Origin of the sequence: Bradyrhizobium sp. Bra78, from assembly GCF_024519855.1 — a bacterium.
In the GTDB taxonomy this organism is placed as follows: Bacteria; Pseudomonadota; Alphaproteobacteria; order Rhizobiales; family Xanthobacteraceae; genus Bradyrhizobium; species Bradyrhizobium japonicum_G.
This window is the reverse complement of record NZ_JALJRE010000014.1, coordinates 63002-79489: the sequence shown is the minus strand read 5'-3', so window position 1 is coordinate 79489 and position 16488 is coordinate 63002. Positions and strand designations below refer to the sequence as shown.

Annotated in this window: 16 protein-coding genes; 10 read left to right on the top strand and 6 right to left on the bottom strand. The window is 65.7% G+C overall.

All coding sequences use genetic code 11. The features are described from left to right. The first annotated feature begins 25 nt into the window (after window positions 1-25). From OC450_RS27370 to OC450_RS27350, 5 genes are read left to right on the top strand one after another with little or no spacing between them, the layout of a single operon-like run. Entirely contained in the window at window positions 26-883 is an 858-nt protein-coding gene (locus OC450_RS27370; protein ID WP_028141883.1) for a branched-chain amino acid ABC transporter permease, read from the top strand. Window positions 884-887: 4 nt separating this feature from the next. After that, window positions 888-2105, top strand: coding sequence for a substrate-binding protein (locus tag OC450_RS27365; protein WP_211386133.1), 1218 nt, complete (start codon window positions 888-890; stop codon window positions 2103-2105). 6 nt (window positions 2106-2111) lie between these two features. Then, window positions 2112-3218, top strand: a complete 1107-nt coding sequence (locus OC450_RS27360) for a branched-chain amino acid ABC transporter permease (protein WP_211386134.1) — start codon at window positions 2112-2114, stop codon at window positions 3216-3218. After that, window positions 3205-3939, top strand: a complete 735-nt coding sequence (locus OC450_RS27355) for an ABC transporter ATP-binding protein (protein WP_262049004.1) — start codon at window positions 3205-3207, stop codon at window positions 3937-3939. Before OC450_RS27360 ends, OC450_RS27355 begins: the two co-directional genes overlap by 14 nt. Then, window positions 3932-4627 (top strand): ABC transporter ATP-binding protein, encoded by a 696-nt coding sequence (locus tag OC450_RS27350; protein ID WP_211386136.1) that lies wholly within the window; start codon window positions 3932-3934, stop codon window positions 4625-4627. Before OC450_RS27355 ends, OC450_RS27350 begins: the two co-directional genes overlap by 8 nt. Before the next feature lie 248 nt (window positions 4628-4875). On the opposite strand, the gene OC450_RS27345 is transcribed toward OC450_RS27350, so the two are convergent. The 4 genes from OC450_RS27345 to OC450_RS27330 all read right to left on the bottom strand — a co-directional run bounded on the left by OC450_RS27345 (window position 4876) and on the right by OC450_RS27330 (window position 9182). Further along, the gene (locus OC450_RS27345) at window positions 4876-6399 is read right to left on the bottom strand and encodes a murein L,D-transpeptidase family protein (protein ID WP_262049003.1); all 1524 of its coding nucleotides are present in this window, start codon (window positions 6397-6399) and stop codon (window positions 4876-4878) included. 375 nt (window positions 6400-6774) lie between these two features. After that, window positions 6775-7737, bottom strand: coding sequence for an acetyl-CoA carboxylase carboxyltransferase subunit alpha (locus tag OC450_RS27340; RefSeq protein WP_211386138.1), 963 nt, complete (start codon window positions 7735-7737; stop codon window positions 6775-6777). A gap of 309 nt (window positions 7738-8046) precedes the next feature. Further along, window positions 8047-9018: a site-specific tyrosine recombinase XerD gene (gene xerD, locus OC450_RS27335; protein ID WP_256805467.1), complete on the bottom strand. Its 972-nt coding sequence runs from the start codon at window positions 9016-9018 to the stop codon at window positions 8047-8049. A 17-nt stretch (window positions 9019-9035) separates the two neighbouring features. Further along, entirely contained in the window at window positions 9036-9182 is a 147-nt protein-coding gene (locus tag OC450_RS27330) for a histidine kinase (protein WP_211386140.1), read from the bottom strand. 170 nt (window positions 9183-9352) lie between these two features. Here OC450_RS27330 and OC450_RS27325 point away from each other — a divergent pair, with 170 nt between their 5' ends. From OC450_RS27325 to OC450_RS27315, 3 genes are read left to right on the top strand one after another with little or no spacing between them, the layout of a single operon-like run. After that, on the top strand, window positions 9353-9976 hold the full coding sequence (locus OC450_RS27325; RefSeq protein ID WP_256805468.1) for a shikimate kinase: 624 nt from the start codon (window positions 9353-9355) through the stop codon (window positions 9974-9976). Next, complete coding sequence (gene aroB / locus OC450_RS27320) at window positions 9973-11121, top strand: 3-dehydroquinate synthase (RefSeq protein ID WP_262049002.1); 1149 nt, start codon at window positions 9973-9975, stop codon at window positions 11119-11121. The genes OC450_RS27325 and aroB overlap by 4 nt, the downstream gene beginning before the upstream one ends. 44 nt (window positions 11122-11165) lie before the next feature. After that, the gene (locus tag OC450_RS27315) at window positions 11166-12470 is read left to right on the top strand and encodes an HlyC/CorC family transporter (RefSeq protein ID WP_211386143.1); all 1305 of its coding nucleotides are present in this window, start codon (window positions 11166-11168) and stop codon (window positions 12468-12470) included. 29 nt (window positions 12471-12499) lie between these two features. On the opposite strand, the gene OC450_RS27310 is transcribed toward OC450_RS27315, so the two are convergent. Continuing rightward, window positions 12500-12778 carry a BolA family protein gene (locus tag OC450_RS27310; protein ID WP_410050526.1) on the bottom strand — a complete coding sequence of 93 codons (279 nt, stop codon included), beginning with the start codon at window positions 12776-12778 and terminating at the stop codon, window positions 12500-12502. Between the two features lie 180 nt (window positions 12779-12958). Between OC450_RS27310 and OC450_RS27305 the strand changes: the two genes are divergently transcribed. Next, window positions 12959-13594: a J domain-containing protein gene (locus tag OC450_RS27305; RefSeq protein ID WP_211386145.1), complete on the top strand. Its 636-nt coding sequence runs from the start codon at window positions 12959-12961 to the stop codon at window positions 13592-13594. Between the two features lie 454 nt (window positions 13595-14048). Here OC450_RS27305 and OC450_RS27300 read toward each other — a convergent pair whose 3' ends face one another. Further along, window positions 14049-15143, bottom strand: a complete 1095-nt coding sequence (locus OC450_RS27300) for a citrate synthase/methylcitrate synthase (RefSeq protein ID WP_262049000.1) — start codon at window positions 15141-15143, stop codon at window positions 14049-14051. Window positions 15144-15221: 78 nt separating this feature from the next. Between OC450_RS27300 and OC450_RS27295 the strand changes: the two genes are divergently transcribed. Continuing rightward, window positions 15222-16448 carry a citrate synthase family protein gene (locus OC450_RS27295; protein ID WP_211386147.1) on the top strand — a complete coding sequence of 409 codons (1227 nt, stop codon included), beginning with the start codon at window positions 15222-15224 and terminating at the stop codon, window positions 16446-16448. The last annotated feature ends 40 nt before the right edge of the window (window positions 16449-16488 follow it).

Genomic DNA, 16488 nt, shown 5'->3' with positions numbered 1-16488 from the left:
ATGCAGGCGGACGGGGCAGCAAGGTATGGCTAACGCGTTCGTCGCGGCGTTCGAGATCCTGAGCTTCGGCGCGATCATCGTCCTGATCGTGCTGGGGCTCGGGATCATTGCCAGCATGATGGGCATCTTCAACTTCGCGCAAGGCGAGTTCGTCCTGCTCGGGGCCTACATCACCTATCTCGCCTACGCCAAGGGCCTGCCGATCTGGGCCGGCATGGTCGCGGCGCCGTTTGTGGTCGGCGCGCTCGGCTTCGTGCTGGAGGCGCTCATCATCCGGCGATTCTACGCCGCGCCGATCGTGGCCATGCTCGGCACCTATGCGCTCGGCCTGATCATCCGCGAATCCGTGCGCGGCCTGATCGGCGGCTTCTATCTCACCGTGCCCGAGCCGATCGGCGGCTCGATCGACATCGGCGCCATGCACATCTCGGCCTGGCGCTTCACCATCATCGTCATCACGCTGCTTGTGATGGCCGGTTGCTATCTCCTGCTGTCGCGCACCAACTTTGGCCTGCGCATGCGCGCCACGCTCGAAAATCCGTCGCTGGCGCGGGCCTCGGGCATTTCCACGCCCCTGATGTACGGCGCCACCTTCGCATTCGGCTCCGCGCTCGCCGGCCTTGCCGGCGCGCTGATCGTGCCGGTGTTCAGCCTCTATGCCGATCTCGGCCTGCGCTTCCTGATCCAGGGTTTCGTCGCAGTGATGGTCGGCGGCGTCGGCTCCTTCATCGGGCCGGTCGCAGGCGCCGGCGTTATCGGCACGCTCAGCGCCGCGCTGCCGTGGGTAATGGCACCCGTCGTCGCCGATGTCCTCGTCTTCGTGCTCGCCATCGTCTTCATCAAATTCCGCCCGCAGGGCCTCATCGCTGGAAAAGGGGTTTAGTCACATGTTCGATCGTACGCAGCTTTCACGCCGCCGCTTTCTTTCTAATTTCGCTTTTGCATCCGGCGCGGTCGCGACCGGCGTCGGCAGCTGGGTGATCCCGGCGCCCTGGGCCAATGCGGCTGAAGCGCCGATCAAGGTCGGCATCGCCACCGACCTCACCGGTCCAATCGCCTACGCCGGCAATGCCGACGCCAACGTCGCGAAGATGGTGATCAAGGAGATCAACGCCGCCGGCGGCATGCTCGGCCGCCCGCTCGAGCTCTATATCGAGGACACCGCCTCGAACGAATCCGTCGCCGTCGGCAACGTGCGAAAGCTGATCCAGCGCGACAAGGTCGACATGGTGCTGGGCGGCATCACCTCGTCGATGCGCAACGCCATCAAGGACCCGATCGTGGCGCGCGGCAAGACGCTCTACATCTATCCGCAACTCTACGAGGGCAAGGAGTGCACGCCCTATCTGTTCTGCACCGGTCCGACGCCGGCGCAGCAATGCGACGAATTCATCCCGTGGCTGATCAAGAACGGCGGCAAGAAGTTCGCGCTGCCGAGCGCCAATTACGTCTGGCCGCACACGCTCAACGTCTACGCCCGCAAGGTGATCGAGGCGAACGGCGGCGAAGTCGTGTTCGAGGAATACTACCCGCTCGACCAGGTCGACTTCTCCTCCACCGTCAACCGCATCATCTCCAACAAGGTCGACGTCGTCTTCAACACCGTCATTCCGCCCGGTGTCGGCCCGTTCTTCAAGCAGCTCTATGAAGCGGGCTTCCTCAAGAACGGCGGTCGGCTCGCCTGCGTCTACTATGACGAGAACACGCTCAACATCAACCAAGCCGCCGAGATCGAGGGCCTCGCCAGCTGCCTCGACTATTTCAAGGTGCTGACCAAGGAGAACCCGTTCGACGCGAAAATCCAGGCGGCCTACGAAAAGGATTTCCCCGGCAACTTCCTGTTCGCCGCCGGCAGTGCTGCGACCGGCACTTACCGCGGCCTCAAGCTGTGGGAAGCCGCCGTCAAGGAGGCCGGCAAGATCGATCGCGAGTCGGTTGCCGCCGCGCTCGACCACGCCAAGATCGCCGAAGGCCCGGGCGGACCCGCCGAGATGGTGCCGGGCAAGCGGCACTGCAAGATGAAAATGTACACCGCGGTCGCCAAGGGCGGGAACTACGAGATCGTCGGCCGCAGCGACGGCCTCGTCGATCCCAAGGAATGCTAGAGTCGAATGCCGAAAGCGATGGGCGTAGTGAATCAGGCCGTCCCCGCCGAGATCGGCGGGGAGCAGAACGTCGTCATGGTTGAACACGGATCAGCAGAGCGAGCCGGTTCGGGGCGAAAAATCCTGCCGATCGTGGAGGGCGTCGTGCTTGTCGCTGCGCTGCTCGCGCCGCTGGTGCTGCAGGACTATCTCACGGTGTTTGCGACTCGCGTGATCATCCTGGCGTTGTTCGCGCTGTCGTTCGACCTGGTCTGGGGCTATGCCGGCATCATGAGCTTCGGCCAGGCCTTGTTTTTCGGCTCGGCCGGCTATGGCGTGGCGCTGCTCGCGCGCGACCTCGACATCACCAACATTTTCCTGGTGCTGCCGGCGGGCACGATCATCGGTCTCACCTTCGCGCTCTTGCTCGGCGGCTTCCTGCTGCTGGGCCGGCATCCCTCCAGCGTGATCTTCGTCTCGCTGGGTACCTTGACTGGCTCCTATGCCGCCGATCGGCTCGCCCGCGGCTGGTATTATCTCGGCGGCCAGAACGGCATCCCCTCGATCGCGCCGATGACGCTCGGCGGCTACGAGTTCACGGAAGGACCGGCGTTCTACTATCTCGTGCTCGGCATCCTCGTCGTGGTCTACCTGCTCTGCCGTTTCCTGGTGCGATCGCAATTCGGGCTGGCGCTCGCGGGCCTGCGCGAGAACGAGCAGCGCATCGCCTTCTTCGGCTACAAGGCGCAGCATCTGAAAGCGATCATCTTCGCGATCGGCGGCGCCGTCGCGGGGATGGCGGGCAGCCTCTATGCCTTCCACGAGGGCTTCGTCTGGCCCAACATGGTCGGCGTCGTCGTTTCGACGCAAGTGGTGCTCTATGTGCTGTTCGGCGGCTCCGGCACGCTGATCGGCGCCGTCATCGGCGCCGTCATCGTCGAGGGTGTCAGCTTCTGGCTGTCGGACAATTATCGCGACATCTGGCCGATCATTCTGGGCTTGCTGCTGCTGCTGGTGATCCTGTTCCGGCCGCTCGGCCTGATCAGCTTCGTGCTCGGCGAGCGCGAGCGGGTCGGAAGCTTCGGTGCGGAGCCAGGGGACACCAACAAGGAGAAGCGCAATGCCGCTCCTTGAAGCCACCGACGTCAAGAAGATCTTCGGCAAGCTCACCGCGCTCGACGGTGCGGCGCTCACCGTCGGCGAGAACGAGTTTCACGGCCTGATCGGGCCGAACGGCTCCGGCAAGAGCACGCTGATGAAGTGCATCGCCGGCGCCGAGGTGCCGACCCAGGGCAAGGTCTCCTTCATCAACACCGACATCACCGCGTTCACGCCGACCGAGCGCGCCCGCGCCGGCATGAGCCTGAAATTCCAGATCACCAGCGTGCTGCCGACGCTGACGCTCTACGACAACATCCTGCTCGCGCTGCAGGCGCAGTCCTCGCTGGTCGACCTCGTGTTCTCGCGGACGCGCAGGCTGCTGCACGACCAGGTCATGACCATGCTGACCCAGTTCCGCCTCGCCGATCGCGCCTTCGATGCGGCAGCGGCCCTGTCGCACGGCCAGCAGCAATGGCTGGAGATCGCGATGGCGCTCGCCGGCAAGCCGAAACTGCTGCTGCTGGACGAGCCGACCGGCGGCATGAGCCTGGAGGAGCGCCGCGTCACCGGCGAATTGCTGCAGCCGATCAAAAAGCATTGCTCGCTGGTCATCGTCGAGCACGACCTCGATTTCATCCGCGACATCTGCGATCGCCTCACCGTGCTCGACCAGGGCAAGGCGCTGGCGTCGGGCACGGTGTCGGAGATCCAGGCCAACAAGGCCGTTCAGGAGATTTATCTGCGCCGTGCCTGAATTTTTGGACATCAAGCATCTCGACGCCGGCTATGGCCGCAGCCAGGTCCTGTTCGACGTCAACCTCGGCATTCCCTGGCGCGGCGGCGTCGCCGTGCTCGGGCGCAACGGTGCCGGCAAGACCACGCTGATGAAGACCATCGTCGGCGAGCTGCCGGCGTGGAAGGGCGAGGTCGCCTTCGACGGCCGCGACATCAGCCGCCGCGCGACCCAAGAGCGTGTCCGCGCCGGCATCGGCTACGTCCCGCAGGAGCATTCGGTGTTCGCGCGCCTGTCGGTGCGCGACAATCTCGCCGTCGGCTCGCTCGCGAGCAAGAAGGCCGACGCCGTCGACCACGTGCTGACCATCTTCCCGAAACTCGGCCAGCGTCTCGATCAGCCCGCCGGCACCCTCTCCGGCGGCGAGCGCAAGATGCTCGCGATCGGCCGCGCCATGCTGGGCGATCCCAAGCTGTTGCTGCTGGACGAGCCGACGGAGGGCGTCTGGATCGGCGTCATCGAGGAGATCACCGAGCGCCTGATCGAGCTCGCGAAGAACATTGCGGTGATCATCGTCGAGCAGCATCTCGATCTCGCGCTGCGTGTTGCGGACTATGCCTATGTGCTGGACCGCGGCCGCGTCGCGCTGCAGGGGGAAGCGGGCCAGGTGCGAGGCAATCCGGAACTGCTGCGATATCTGGCGCCGTAGGGGCGTGTGTCACTACCGCGTGTTTTCCTCGCAGCCTACACGCTTCAGCCCTGTCATCCTGAGGTGCTCGTGGCGCGATGCATAGCATCGCGCCACGAGCCTCGAACGATGCCCGGCCGAGCCGGCCAGCCGGGCCGTCGCCCTTCGAGGGCCGCTCAAGAAGCGGCCGCCTCAGGGTGACGGTGATACGCTGTTGCGAGAAACTACAGCTTCGAACTTGAATTGAATGGGGCGATCGCAGTCGCCCTTTACTTCACCGCCCCAAACCGGCTGTCGAACGAGTTCGACTGCACCACCGGCGCGGCGCCCATGATCTGGGTGGCTTCACCGGCGCCATCCGATACTGACGGCTTCAGTGCGGGGCGCGTCGCGGCAAGCCGCGTATCGGGCTTCGCCGGCTCGACCGGCTTCGCTGCAACGGCCTGCTTCGGGGCATCCTTGGACTTGTCATGGCCCGGCACGAACCGGGTCACCGCAGCCTTCAGCCTCGACGCTGCGGTCGGCGGTGTCGTGGCGGGAGCAACGGACGCCGTGGCTTGCGGCGGCGGCGGCGTGGTTGCCGTGGTGTCGGCGCTGCCCAGGCCCATCTTGCGGCCGAGGTTGGAGAAGAAGCCGGATTTCTCGGCGGGAGCGGCGGTGGCGACGCGGGCGTTGGCGGCGGGCGCGCTGACGGCGACGACGGGCTCTTCCTGCGGCGAGGGCGCGGCCGCATCGAGGTTCGGCTTGGGCGGATTGACGTGGCCGGGGATCGTGCCCGGCGCCTTCGCCATCGCCAGCATCTGCAGGGTCGTGCCTTCGGCGCCCTCCGACAGGCCGGTCGATCCTTCCGGAATCTTCGCGGCGAAGATCTTGTTCATGCCGCCGTCGATGCCGGTGTTCATGCGCGCAACCGGCGTGCCGCGCGAGACCAGCTTGGCGTACTCGGCCTGGTCGCGGGCCTCCTTCTCGCGCACGGCGCTGGCGATTTCCTCGGGGATCACATAGGCCGGGCACTTCGCGGACGCGTCGAACACCGGATCGCGCTTCGCGTCGGGCGCCTTGGCCGCGTCGAACACGTACTTCTTCTCGCAGAAATCGACCTTCGGCTCCTGCCGCGTCACCTCGAAATGATCATAGCCTTCCTTGATCATCTTCCAGAACGGCATGTTCGGATTGTTCCGGTGCTTGGCCATGTTCACCGGCGTCATCCTGAACGGATAGGCCTGGAGCTGGAACGCCTTCTGGCCGCCGAAGAAGGATTCGCGCCCGAGCGAATAGATCTCGGCGATCTGCTCGTCCGTCATCGCGTAGCAGCCGCGCGAGGAGCAATCGCCGTGCACCATCAGCTGCGAGCCGCTGCGCCCCAGAGCCTTGTCGAACGCGTTGGGATAGCCGGTGTTGAAGGACAGGTAATAGGCCGATTGCGGATTCATCTGGCTCGGATTGATCGAGTAGAATCCCTCCGGCGCCTGCCGGTCGCCTTCGCGCACCTTCGGTCCGAGGTCGCCCGACCAGCGGCAGATCGGATAGGTCTTGAGCAGCGCAAACTGGCCGTTGCGGGTCTGCTTCCAGACCTCGAGCTCGGCCTCCTGCTTGAACAGGCGGATCAGGATCGGCGATTGCAGGTCCATGTCCTTCTCGACCATCGCGGCGAGAAGCTTTGGCGGCACCGGCTGGTTGGCCTTGGCATTGGTCGCAAGCGAAACCTGGTCGGTGTCGCAGCCGGCCAGCAGAATGCTGGCGGCGAGCGCAACCGGAGCCAAAAGCGCGCGAACAAGCGAACGAGAAATCAAGATGGACCCCACACCGTGCCGGGCAAGCAGCGCGAACCCCAATTCCTTGAAGCATGATCCGACCGGAGAACCGGACCCGTCGTGACGGGCTTTTTCGCAATCACGCTCCAGCGCTTATGCCCTGAAGCCATTGATTAAAATTCTAACCTCTGGGTCATGTGGTCGCAACCCGAGCGGGGATCACGAGCCCGTTGGCCCAGTAGCATGGTCAACAGAGACTAAACTTCAGGCTTTACTTGGGCCCTCGGGCCAAACCACCACTGAGATCGCCGATTTGGGCAAAAAAAGGGTTAACGCGGGGTTACCGGGGGCTCTTCGCCTCCCCCGCCTGCGGGGAGGGTGCGTACCGCCGTTACGGCATCAAAACCGGTCGAATCAGCTCAGTTTCCGGCCGATATCGAGAAATTTCTGCCGACGATGCTTGCGGACGGCATCCCCGTCGAGGCCCCGGAGCTCGTCAAAAGCCTTGGCGATGGCATCGCCCGTGGTGGCGATCATGGCGGCGGGGTCGCGATGGGCACCGCCGACCGGCTCCTTCAGGATGCTGTCGATCACCCCGAAGCGCAGCATGTCCTGGGCGGTGATCTTCATGTTGTTGGCGGCTTCCTGCGCCTTGGTGCCGTCGCGCCAGAGGATCGAGGAGGCGGCCTCGGGCGAGATCACGCTGTAGATCGCGTGCTCCAGCATCAGGACCTTGTTGGCGGTGGTGATGGCGATGGCGCCGCCCGACATGCCCTCGCCGGTGATGATGGCGACGTTCGGCACGGTCAGCGCCAGGCAGGCATCGGTCGATCGCGCGATCGCCTCGGCCTGGCCGCGCTCTTCCGCGCCGATGCCGGGATAGGCGCCGGCGGAATCGGCGAGCGACAGCACCGGCAGGCCGAAGCGCTCGGCCATCTCCATCAGCCGCACGCATTTGCGATAGCCCTCGGGCCGCGCCATGCCGAAATTGTGCTTGATGCGGCTCTCCGTGGAATCGCCCTTTTCCTGGCCCATGACGCAGATGGCCTCGCCGCGGAAACGGCCGAAGCCCGCGACCAGCGCCTCGTCCTCGCCGAACTTGCGGTCGCCGGCGAGCGGGGTGAACTCGGTGATCAGGCCCTTGATGAAGTCGTTGAAATGCGGCCGCTGCGGATGCCGCGCGACCAGCGTCTTCTGCCACGGCGTCAGGTTCAGATAGAGGTCGGCCAGCGCCTGCGCTGCCTTGTCCTCGATCCGCCCGATCTCATCACTGATGTCGGTGCCGGAAGCGGCGAGCGTCCGCAGCTCGTCGACCTTGGAATCGAGCTCGGCGACCGGCTTTTCGAAGTCGAGATAGCTGCGCATCTGGTCTGGCATCAACTCAATATAGGGAGGACGGGGCGAAGCGGCGAAGCGGATTTGGACCTGCAAAAAGAAGTGTAGCTTCTTCAATGGGTTGGCTTGTGGGCTCCTGGGCAACCCGCCAAATCATCCGTGAGGCCCCGGCTCTTTCTGCGGAGATGTGGTCGAAGTCAAGGCGGTTGGTTCACCTCTCCCGCTTGCGGGAGAGGTCGGCGGGAAGCGCCGGGTGAGGGTTCTATCCTCTGGGGGATTGTCCCGTTGCGAAGACGCCATCTCCCCGACCCTCTCCCGCAAGCGGGAGAGGGAGCGCACCGTTCGCAAAATCTACTTCTCCGCGAGCGGGTGCAGGTCGCGCACCAGGCTCTTCAGGCGCTCCTCCACCACATGGGTGTAGATCTGGGTGGTCGAGATGTCGGTGTGGCCGAGCAGGGTCTGCACGATGCGCAAGTCGGCGCCGTTGTGCAGCAGGTGGCTGGCAAACGCGTGGCGCAGCACGTGGGGGGATACCAGCCGGGCCTGCAGCCCGGAGGCAATTGCGAGCTCCTTGAGGTCGCGGGCAAAATGCTGCCGCGTCAGATGCCCGCTCTCGCCGAACGAGGGGAACAGCCATTTCGAGGCGGCGACACTGTTCTTCTTGTCGGCCTTTGCCGCTTCCGTTGCGCTGAGATAATCCGCCATCGCCTGTCGCGAGGCCTCGTTGAGCGGCACCAGCCGCTCCTTGTTGCCCTTGCCGCGCACCAAGATCATGCGGGCGTCGCGCTTGGCCGCCGAACGCGGCAGCGCCACCAGCTCGGAGACGCGCAGGCCCGTGGCGTAGAGCACCTCGAGCAGGCAATAGAGCCGCAAGGCGCGCAGCCCCCTGGCGGGCGAGGCATCCTGCGCTTCGCTCAATTCCTTGGCGCGGCGGAGCATGCGGTCGACGTCCGCGATCGACAGCACCTTCGGCAGGCCGCGGCCGCGCTTGGGGCCGGACAGGATCGCCGCGGGATCGTCGGTTCTGATCCGCTCGTTCAGGAGGAAGCGATAGAGGTGCCGCATCGCCGACAGCCGCCGCGCGACGCTGGTGGATTTGAAACCGCGGGTGTCGAGATCGGCGAGATAGTCGCGCAGGATCTGCGTCTCCGCGTCCGCAAAAGTATGGCCGACGCGGCCGAGGAACTCGGAGAAATCGGTGAGGTCGCGGCGGTAGGCATCGAGCGTGTTGGGTCCGGCGCCCTGTTCCGCCGCGAGCATGTCGAGGAACAGGCCGGCGAGCTTGGCATCCGAGGGCTTGCTGGCGGAAGGTCTGGCGCGCATGCCCCGCAGCCTAGCTCCTATTTCTTGAGAAATTTATCCGCCGGGATCGTCACCGTCATTTCCCGCGGCTTGGGATTGACGAAATTCGCCAGTGCGAAGATCACGCCATAGACGATGCCGGCGATCACGGCGACGACCGTCAGGAAGCGGAACAGGCTGGGCATCGGCAAGATCTCGGAGAGGGTCTCGGTAAGGGGACTTGGCGGGCAAATTAACCAATGAAATCATCCAACATGTTCGCCGTTTCGTGGCAAGAGTCCTCTGGCGAGGGCCCCTGCGGGGTCGTATAGGTGGCCAAAGCGTGCCGCCTTTGGCGGCAGATCGAGCGAGATCCATGTCCGACGCCGCGTTGCCGATACAAGCTTCGCCCGAGGCCGACATCCTGTCGGCGCTCGGTGCGCGCTCGATCGTGCTCGTCGGCATGATGGGGGTGGGCAAATCCACCATCGGCCGCCGCATGGCGGCCCGGCTCAAGCTGCCCTTCGTCGACGCCGACACCGAGATCGAGGCCGCGGCCGGCATGACCATACCGGAAATCTTCGAGCGCCACGGCGAGCCGCATTTCCGCGACGGCGAGGCCCGCGTGATCGCGCGTCTGCTCGACGGCGGTCCCATCGTGCTGGCGACCGGCGGCGGCGCCTTCATGCGCGAGGAGACGCGCAGCCGCATCGCGGCGAAGGCGATCTCGATCTGGCTCAAGGCCGACCACGACGTCATCATGCGCCGCGTGCGCCGCCGTGCCGACCGTCCGCTGCTGCAGACCGCCGATCCCGAAGGGACCGTGACGCGCCTCCTCACCGAGCGCGAGCCGGTCTATGGCAGTGCCGACCTCACCATCGCCTCGCGCGAGGTGCCGCACGACAAGATCGTCGAGGAGGCCATCGAGACGCTGCGCGCCCATCTCTGCGGCGACCAGGCATCCCAACCTCCCGCCGACGTCGCGAGTGCCGTACGATGACCGCGCCACTGAAACATTCCGACCCCGTCAATGTCGACGTCGCGCTCGGCGATCGCGCCTATGACATCGTCATCGGCCGCGGCGTGCTGGCCTCGCTCGGCGCGCGGGTCGCAGCTTTGCGGCCCGGCGTGCGCACCGCGATCGTGACCGACCGCACCGTCGCAAAGTACTGGCTCGAGCCGGCCGAGGCCTCGCTCGCGGCCGCCGGCATTCCGACCTCGCGAATCGTGGTCGAGGAAGGCGAGATCTCCAAGACCTATGCGGGCCTCGAAAAGGTCAGCGAAGCCCTGATCGCCGCCAGGATCGAGCGCAACGATCTCGTCATCGCGCTCGGCGGCGGCGTGGTCGGCGATCTCGCCGGCTTTGCCGCCGCGATCCTGCGCCGCGGCGTCGATTTCGTGCAGGTGCCGACCTCGCTGCTGGCGCAGGTCGATTCCAGCGTCGGCGGCAAGACCGGCATCAACTCGCCGCAGGGCAAGAACCTGCTCGGCGCCTTCCACCAGCCGGTGCTGGTCATCGCCGATACCGCCGTGCTCGACACGCTGTCGCCGCGCCAATTCCGCGCCGGCTATGCCGAGGTCGCCAAATACGGCGTGCTCGGCGACGAGGCCTTCTTCACCTGGCTGGAAAAGAACCATTCCGACATCTTCAAGGGCGGCTCGGCGCGCGAACACGCGATCGCGACCTCGTGCCGCGCCAAGGCCGGCGTCGTCTCGCGCGACGAGCGCGAGACCGGAGAGCGCGCGCTGCTCAATCTCGGCCACACCTTCGGCCACGCGCTGGAGGCGGCGACCGGTTTCTCCGACCGCCTGTTCCACGGCGAGGGCGTTGCGATCGGCATGACGCTGGCGGCGCAGTTTTCCGCGACGCTCGGCATGATCGGCGAGGCGGACGCGGCGCGCGTCGAGCGTCACCTCATCGAAGCGGGCTTGCCGACGCGCCTGCAGGACATCGCTGGCTTCACGCAGGAAGGTCTTGCCGACGCTGACGCGCTGATGACGCTGATGGCGCAGGACAAGAAGGTCAAGCGCGGCAAGCTCACCTTCATCCTGCTGGAGGCCGTCGGGCGCGCCGTGATCGCGAAGGACGTCGAGCCGGCGCCGGTGCGTAATTTCCTCAAGGACAAGCTCGCGCAAAAGGCCTGACGCGGGGCTGAACGTCGCATCAAATCGAGAAACCAGAGTGGTGCATGGACTGGCTCGGATTCACCATCGTCATTCTCTGCCTGCTCGTCTCGGGCTTCTTTGCCGCGAGCGAGACCGCGCTGACCGGCGCCTCGCGCGCCAGCATGCTGCGGCTCTCCAAGCAGGGTAATCGCGACGCCGACGTGGTCTCGCAGTTGCTCGACATGCGCGAGCGCCTGATCGGCGCGCTGCTGCTCGGCAACAACATCGCCAATATCAGTGCATCCGCGCTGGCCACCAGCATCTTCACCGCATGGTTCGGCGATGTCGGCGTGCTCTATGCCACCGGCGTGATGACCGCGCTGGTCGTGATCTTCGCCGAGGTGCTGCCGAAGACCATCGCCATCAACGCGCCCGATCGCATGGCGCTTGCGGTCGCGCGCCCGATGCGGCTGACGATGTACGTGCTGGGGCCGCTGCTCAAGATCGTGGAAGTCATCGTGCGCCTGCTGATGCGCCTGTTCGGTCTTGCCGGCGAGCACCAGGCGATCCTGTCGCCGACCGAGCGCCTGCGCGGCGCGGTCGACCTGCTGCATCACGAGGGCAAGTTCGAGAAGCAGGACCGCGACATGCTCGGAGGCCTGCTCGACCTGCGCGAGCTCCAGGTCTCCGACGTCATGATCCATCGCACCGAGATGATGATGATCAACGCCGACCTGCCGCCGGAGGAACTGGTGCGCGAGGTGCTGGCGACCGAATACACCCGCATTCCGCTGTGGCGCGAGAAGCCGGAGAACATCATCGGCGTGCTCCATGCCAAGGATCTGCTGCGCGCGATCCGCGCCTCCGACGGCGACACCTCGCGCATCGACGTGTCCACCATCGCGCTGCCGCCCTGGTTCGTGCCGGAGATGCGCCCCGTCTCCGAGCAGCTGAAGGCGTTCCGCCGCCGCAAGACTCATTTCGCGCTCGTCGTCGACGAGTACGGCGAAGTCGAAGGTCTTGTGACGCTGGAAGACATCCTGGAAGAGATCGTCGGCGACATCTCCGACGAGCACGACGTCGTGGTCGCCGGCGTGCGTGCCCAGCCGGACGGCTCGGTCGTGGTTGACGGCTCGGTGCCGATCCGCGACCTCAACCGCGCCATGGACTGGCATCTGCCCGATGAAGAGGCAACCACGGTCGCCGGCCTCGTCATTCACGAGGCGCGCTCGATCCCCGATCGCGGCCAGAGCTTCACCTTCCACGGCTTCCGCTTCCGCGTCCTCCGCCGCGAGCGCAACCGCATCACCGCACTCCGTATTTCACCGGTGCCGCGCGAGGCGGAAATGGAGGAAGCCAAGCCGAGGCGGGCCGGGACGTCGTTTTGATTCCTACCCTCCAGGGGAGGGCAAGTGCATCACCCTTCCCCCGGCGCCTGCGCGTGGATCGCGAGTGCATGCACACCACCCGCAAGTTCCGCGGCCAGCGCAGAATTTATCATGCGGTGGCGGTCGACCCGGCTCTTCCCTTTGAAGGCTTGCGACACGATATAAGCGCGAAAGTGCGTCTCGCCGCTCGGCCGATGGCCGGAATGGCCCTCATGCAAATGGGACTCGTCGACGACCTGCAGGCTTTCCGGTGTGAAAGCTTCCTGCAACTTGTTGCTGATAATGTCTTTGGTAGCCATGTGAGCCATTAAGGTACCCGATCGCACTCCGTCAATGCATAGGCCACCTTTAGGTGGCCGTTCTTGAGGACGCCGAAGCGGAGCTTCGGCCGGTCTTAAGGACGCCGAAGCGAAGCTTCGGCTATGGGTTCTCACCAAATTGCAATGTCAAGACTTGAAGGTTTTTGCATTGCGTAGTCAAAGTTGGCCATGCCGATCGATTCATCAAAATTCTTCGACTCCATCCGGGTCAAGCCGAAAGGCAAGCAGCCGGACGTGAAGCCGCGCGACACCGTGGTCAATTGCGAATGGACCGGGTGTCAGAACAAGGGCGCCCACCGCGCGCCCAAGGGTCGCGAGAATTCGCGCGAGTACTGGCACTTCTGTCTGAATCACGTGCGCGAGTACAACCAGAACTACAATTTCTTCTCCGGCATGAATGCCGACGCCGTGGCGCGCTACCAGAAGGATGCGCTGACCGGCCACCGTCCGACCTGGAAGATGGGCGCCAATGGCGGCGTCAAGAAGGGTGCGGAGGCCGAGATCGACAGCGCCTTCGATCCGTTCAGCATGTTCGCGGAGCTCAACGGCCGCTCCGGCTGGCGGAAGGGCCCGGAGGCGGCGCCCAAGGCCGAAACGCGCAAGGTGATGAATGCCGAGCGCAAGGCGCTTCAGGTCATGGGTCTCGGCCCCGATTCCACGCTCGCCGACGTCAAGACCAAGTACAAGGCGCTGGTGAAGCAGCACCACCCCGACGCCAATGGCGGCGACCGCTCCACCGAAGACCGCCTGATCGAGATCATCAAGGCGTATAATTATCTGAAGACGGTGGTGCGGGAGGCGTAGGGCCTCACCGCGCGACGATTGGATGCCGCCCGCTCGGAAGCGGACGGCACCTTCAACGTTACCTTCCCCGACAGACACGGACGCGCTTGACGATGCGGCGTCCATGATAGCCGCGCGTGATGACGGTGCGTACGGTGCAGACTCTTCGCGGAGCGTAATGAAAGCGTGCGTTCACGACGTCCCCGGAAACCGTTGCGCTGGGGAGAGGGTGAGCCGGCAGCGCATTGGCTGGTGCTGCGAGTGACGATAGAGCGAGCAGCGTTCCTGCAGCGAGGGCGTAGGAGAGCTTCTTCATTATCATTCCTTTTCTTGTCCGCCCCCGATGACTTTCGTGGGGGCGAGCTTGAATGCGTGGCCAATACTTTTGTTCCCGCTTGTCGCTGGGTCGCTGGGTCGCATGGGCAAAAAGCCCCACCAAATCCAGCTCTAGCGAGCGCGGCTAGCCCGCACGTGTTCAATCTGCGGGCATGGCCCCCACATACGACGAACTCGGCCGGATCAACCGACCGGTCCGCTGCTGCTCGCGCGCATGTGCGGTCCAGCCCGCGGCGCGCGCGGCAGCGAAGATCGGCGTGAAGGCCTGGCGCGGAATCGCCAGCGCATCGAGCAGGATCGCGGTGAAGAACTCGACATTCGTCTCCAGCGGCCGCTCCGGATTCTTCTTGCGCAGGGCGCTGCGGATATAGGCCTCGACCTCGCCGGCAAACGGCAGGCCGGCGCCGTCTGAGGCCAGCGCCTCGATGGCGGTCTTGAGCACGTCGGCGCGCGGATCGCGCACGCGGTAGACGCGGTGACCAAACCCCATCATCCGCTCGCCGCGCGCCAGCGCCGCGTCCACCCAGGGCTCGATGCGCTCGCGCGAGCCGATCGCATCGAGCATCTCCAGCACCGGCTCCGGCGCGCCGCCATGCAAGGGACCCGTGAGTGCGCAATAGCCGGCAGTGACGGCGGCGAACAGATCGGCCTGCGTCGAGGCGACCACGCGCGTGGTGAAGGTCGAGGCGTTCATGCCGTGGTCGCAGACGGTGACGAGATAGGCGTCGAGCGCGCTGACCTCGCGTGCTTCAGGCGCGCGCCCGTGCAGCATGCGCAGCGTATCGGCGGCGTGGCTCGCGCTCGGATCGGGCGCAACCGGATCGAGCCCCTTGGCGCGGCGGACCAGCGCGCCTGCGATCACCGGAAAGGCGCCGACGATGGTCGCCTCGTGCTCCAGCCCGTGCTCCGCGCGAAGCCCGGCGACCGCCGCGCGAAACCCGTCGACGATGCCCATGCCGCTCGTCACCGGCAGAAGGCCCGGCAATCGCGCGAAGGCGCGCTCGCGCGCCGCCCCCAGGCTCGCCCGCACATTGGCTTCGCTCAAGCTGGTCTGGCTAGCGCCGTTCCAGAGCCGGGCGGTGACGCCTTCGAAGCTCGACTGGCTGGCCAGTCGGCCGACATGCTCGCCGGCGATGATCAGTTCGCCGCGCTCGCCGTCGACATGGCTCAGCACGGTCTCGGCCGCGGGAACGCCGTCCAGCCCGATCTGGCTCTTGGTGAGGTGGATGTTCATGGCCCAAATCTCCTGTTCTACGCAGGGGAAAGGTCGGGCCTCTCGACAGATTGATCAATCTTGATTACATAAATCAATATGAAAAATTCGGAAGGCCTGTACCTGTCCGCGCGGGAGGCCGCCGCCGAGCTCGCGATCTCGCCGGCCACGCTCTACGCCTATGTCAGCCGAGGCCTGATCCGCTCCGAGCCGACGCCGGACTCGCGAAAGAACCGCTACCGCGCCGAGGATGTCCGTTCGCTCAAGGAGCGCCGGGTGCCGTCGCCGGAGCCGCGCGGCCTGCGCAGCTTCGACGCCGATTTGCCCGTGATGGACACGGAAATCTCGACGATCACCGAGGACGGCGCGATCTATCGCGGCGTCAATTGCGTCGATCTCGCCGAGAACGACACGCTGGAGCACACAGCGACGCTGCTGTGGGACGTCTCCGGCGTCGATCCGTTCGATCCGGACAATCAGCCCGCGATCTCCGAGGAGATGCGCATGATCGCGGATGCCGCGCGCCGGGCGGCGCCGATCGACCGCGCCATCGCCGTGCTCGCGCTGGCCGCGAGCGCCGACCCCCGCGCTTTCACCCGGGCGCCCGATGGCCGCGCCATGGTTGGCGCGCGCATCGTCCGGTTGCTGGTTGCCACCATGCTCAATGCCGAGCCGTCGGCCGGGGCGCTGCATCAGGAGATCGCAAGAGCCTGGGCGCCCGACAACAAGCACGCGCCCGATCTGATCCGCCGCGCGCTCGTTCTGCTCGCCGATCATGAATTGAACGCCTCGACCTTCACCGCGCGCTGCGCGGCCTCGACCGGCCTCAACCTCTACGACGCCGTCATCGCCGGCCTCGCCGCGCTGAAAGGCCCCAAGCACGGCGGCGCCGGCGTGCTGGCCTCGCAGCTCGTCAAGACGCTGGTCGATCGCGATGTCGCGCCCATGGTCCGCGAGCGCGTTGCGCTCGGCGAGCGCTTTGCCGGCTTCGGCCATGGCGTCTACAAGCGTGGTGATCCCCGCGCGCAGTCGCTGCTGAATGCGCTGGCCCGCGCCGGCGCGCCGCGAAAATTCACGCGCGAAGTGCCGGAGCGGATCGCGGAGGCGACCGGCGAGTTCGTCAATATCGACTACGCGCTCGCCGTGCTCGTGCATGCGTTGCGCTTGCCCGCGGGCAGCGAGCTCGCACTGTTCGCGATGGCCCGCAGCGTCGGCTGGATCGCGCATGCCAGCGAGCAATTGCAGTTCGGCAAGCTGATCCGCCCGCGGGCGCGCTATGTGGGGCCGGCGCCGGGGCGGAGAACGGGGGCTGAGCCGAAGAGCTAAATTTACACCCTCATGGTGAGGAGCGCGCCCTTCGCGCGCG

What these genes read in the sequence shown, in the direction of transcription:
- OC450_RS27340 (WP_211386138.1), bottom strand. Translation starts at nt 7,737, where the DNA reads ATGCCAGACCAGATGCGCAGCTATCTCGACTTCGAAAAGCCGGTCGCC.
- xerD (WP_256805467.1), bottom strand. Translation starts at nt 9,018, where the DNA reads ATGCGCGCCAGACCTTCCGCCAGCAAGCCCTCGGATGCCAAGCTCGCC.
- OC450_RS27300 (WP_262049000.1), bottom strand. Translation starts at nt 15,143, where the DNA reads ATGAACATCCACCTCACCAAGAGCCAGATCGGGCTGGACGGCGTTCCC.
- OC450_RS27355 (WP_262049004.1), top strand. Translation starts at nt 3,205, where the DNA reads ATGCCGCTCCTTGAAGCCACCGACGTCAAGAAGATCTTCGGCAAGCTC.
- OC450_RS27360 (WP_211386134.1), top strand. Translation starts at nt 2,112, where the DNA reads ATGCCGAAAGCGATGGGCGTAGTGAATCAGGCCGTCCCCGCCGAGATC.
- OC450_RS27365 (WP_211386133.1), top strand. Translation starts at nt 888, where the DNA reads ATGTTCGATCGTACGCAGCTTTCACGCCGCCGCTTTCTTTCTAATTTC.
- OC450_RS27310 (WP_410050526.1), bottom strand. Translation starts at nt 12,778, where the DNA reads ATGGCTCACATGGCTACCAAAGACATTATCAGCAACAAGTTGCAGGAA.
- aroB (WP_262049002.1), top strand. Translation starts at nt 9,973, where the DNA reads ATGACCGCGCCACTGAAACATTCCGACCCCGTCAATGTCGACGTCGCG.
- OC450_RS27305 (WP_211386145.1), top strand. Translation starts at nt 12,959, where the DNA reads ATGCCGATCGATTCATCAAAATTCTTCGACTCCATCCGGGTCAAGCCG.
- OC450_RS27370 (WP_028141883.1), top strand. Translation starts at nt 26, where the DNA reads ATGGCTAACGCGTTCGTCGCGGCGTTCGAGATCCTGAGCTTCGGCGCG.
- OC450_RS27325 (WP_256805468.1), top strand. Translation starts at nt 9,353, where the DNA reads ATGTCCGACGCCGCGTTGCCGATACAAGCTTCGCCCGAGGCCGACATC.
- OC450_RS27295 (WP_211386147.1), top strand. Translation starts at nt 15,222, where the DNA reads ATGAAAAATTCGGAAGGCCTGTACCTGTCCGCGCGGGAGGCCGCCGCC.
- OC450_RS27315 (WP_211386143.1), top strand. Translation starts at nt 11,166, where the DNA reads ATGGACTGGCTCGGATTCACCATCGTCATTCTCTGCCTGCTCGTCTCG.
- OC450_RS27330 (WP_211386140.1), bottom strand. Translation starts at nt 9,182, where the DNA reads ATGCCCAGCCTGTTCCGCTTCCTGACGGTCGTCGCCGTGATCGCCGGC.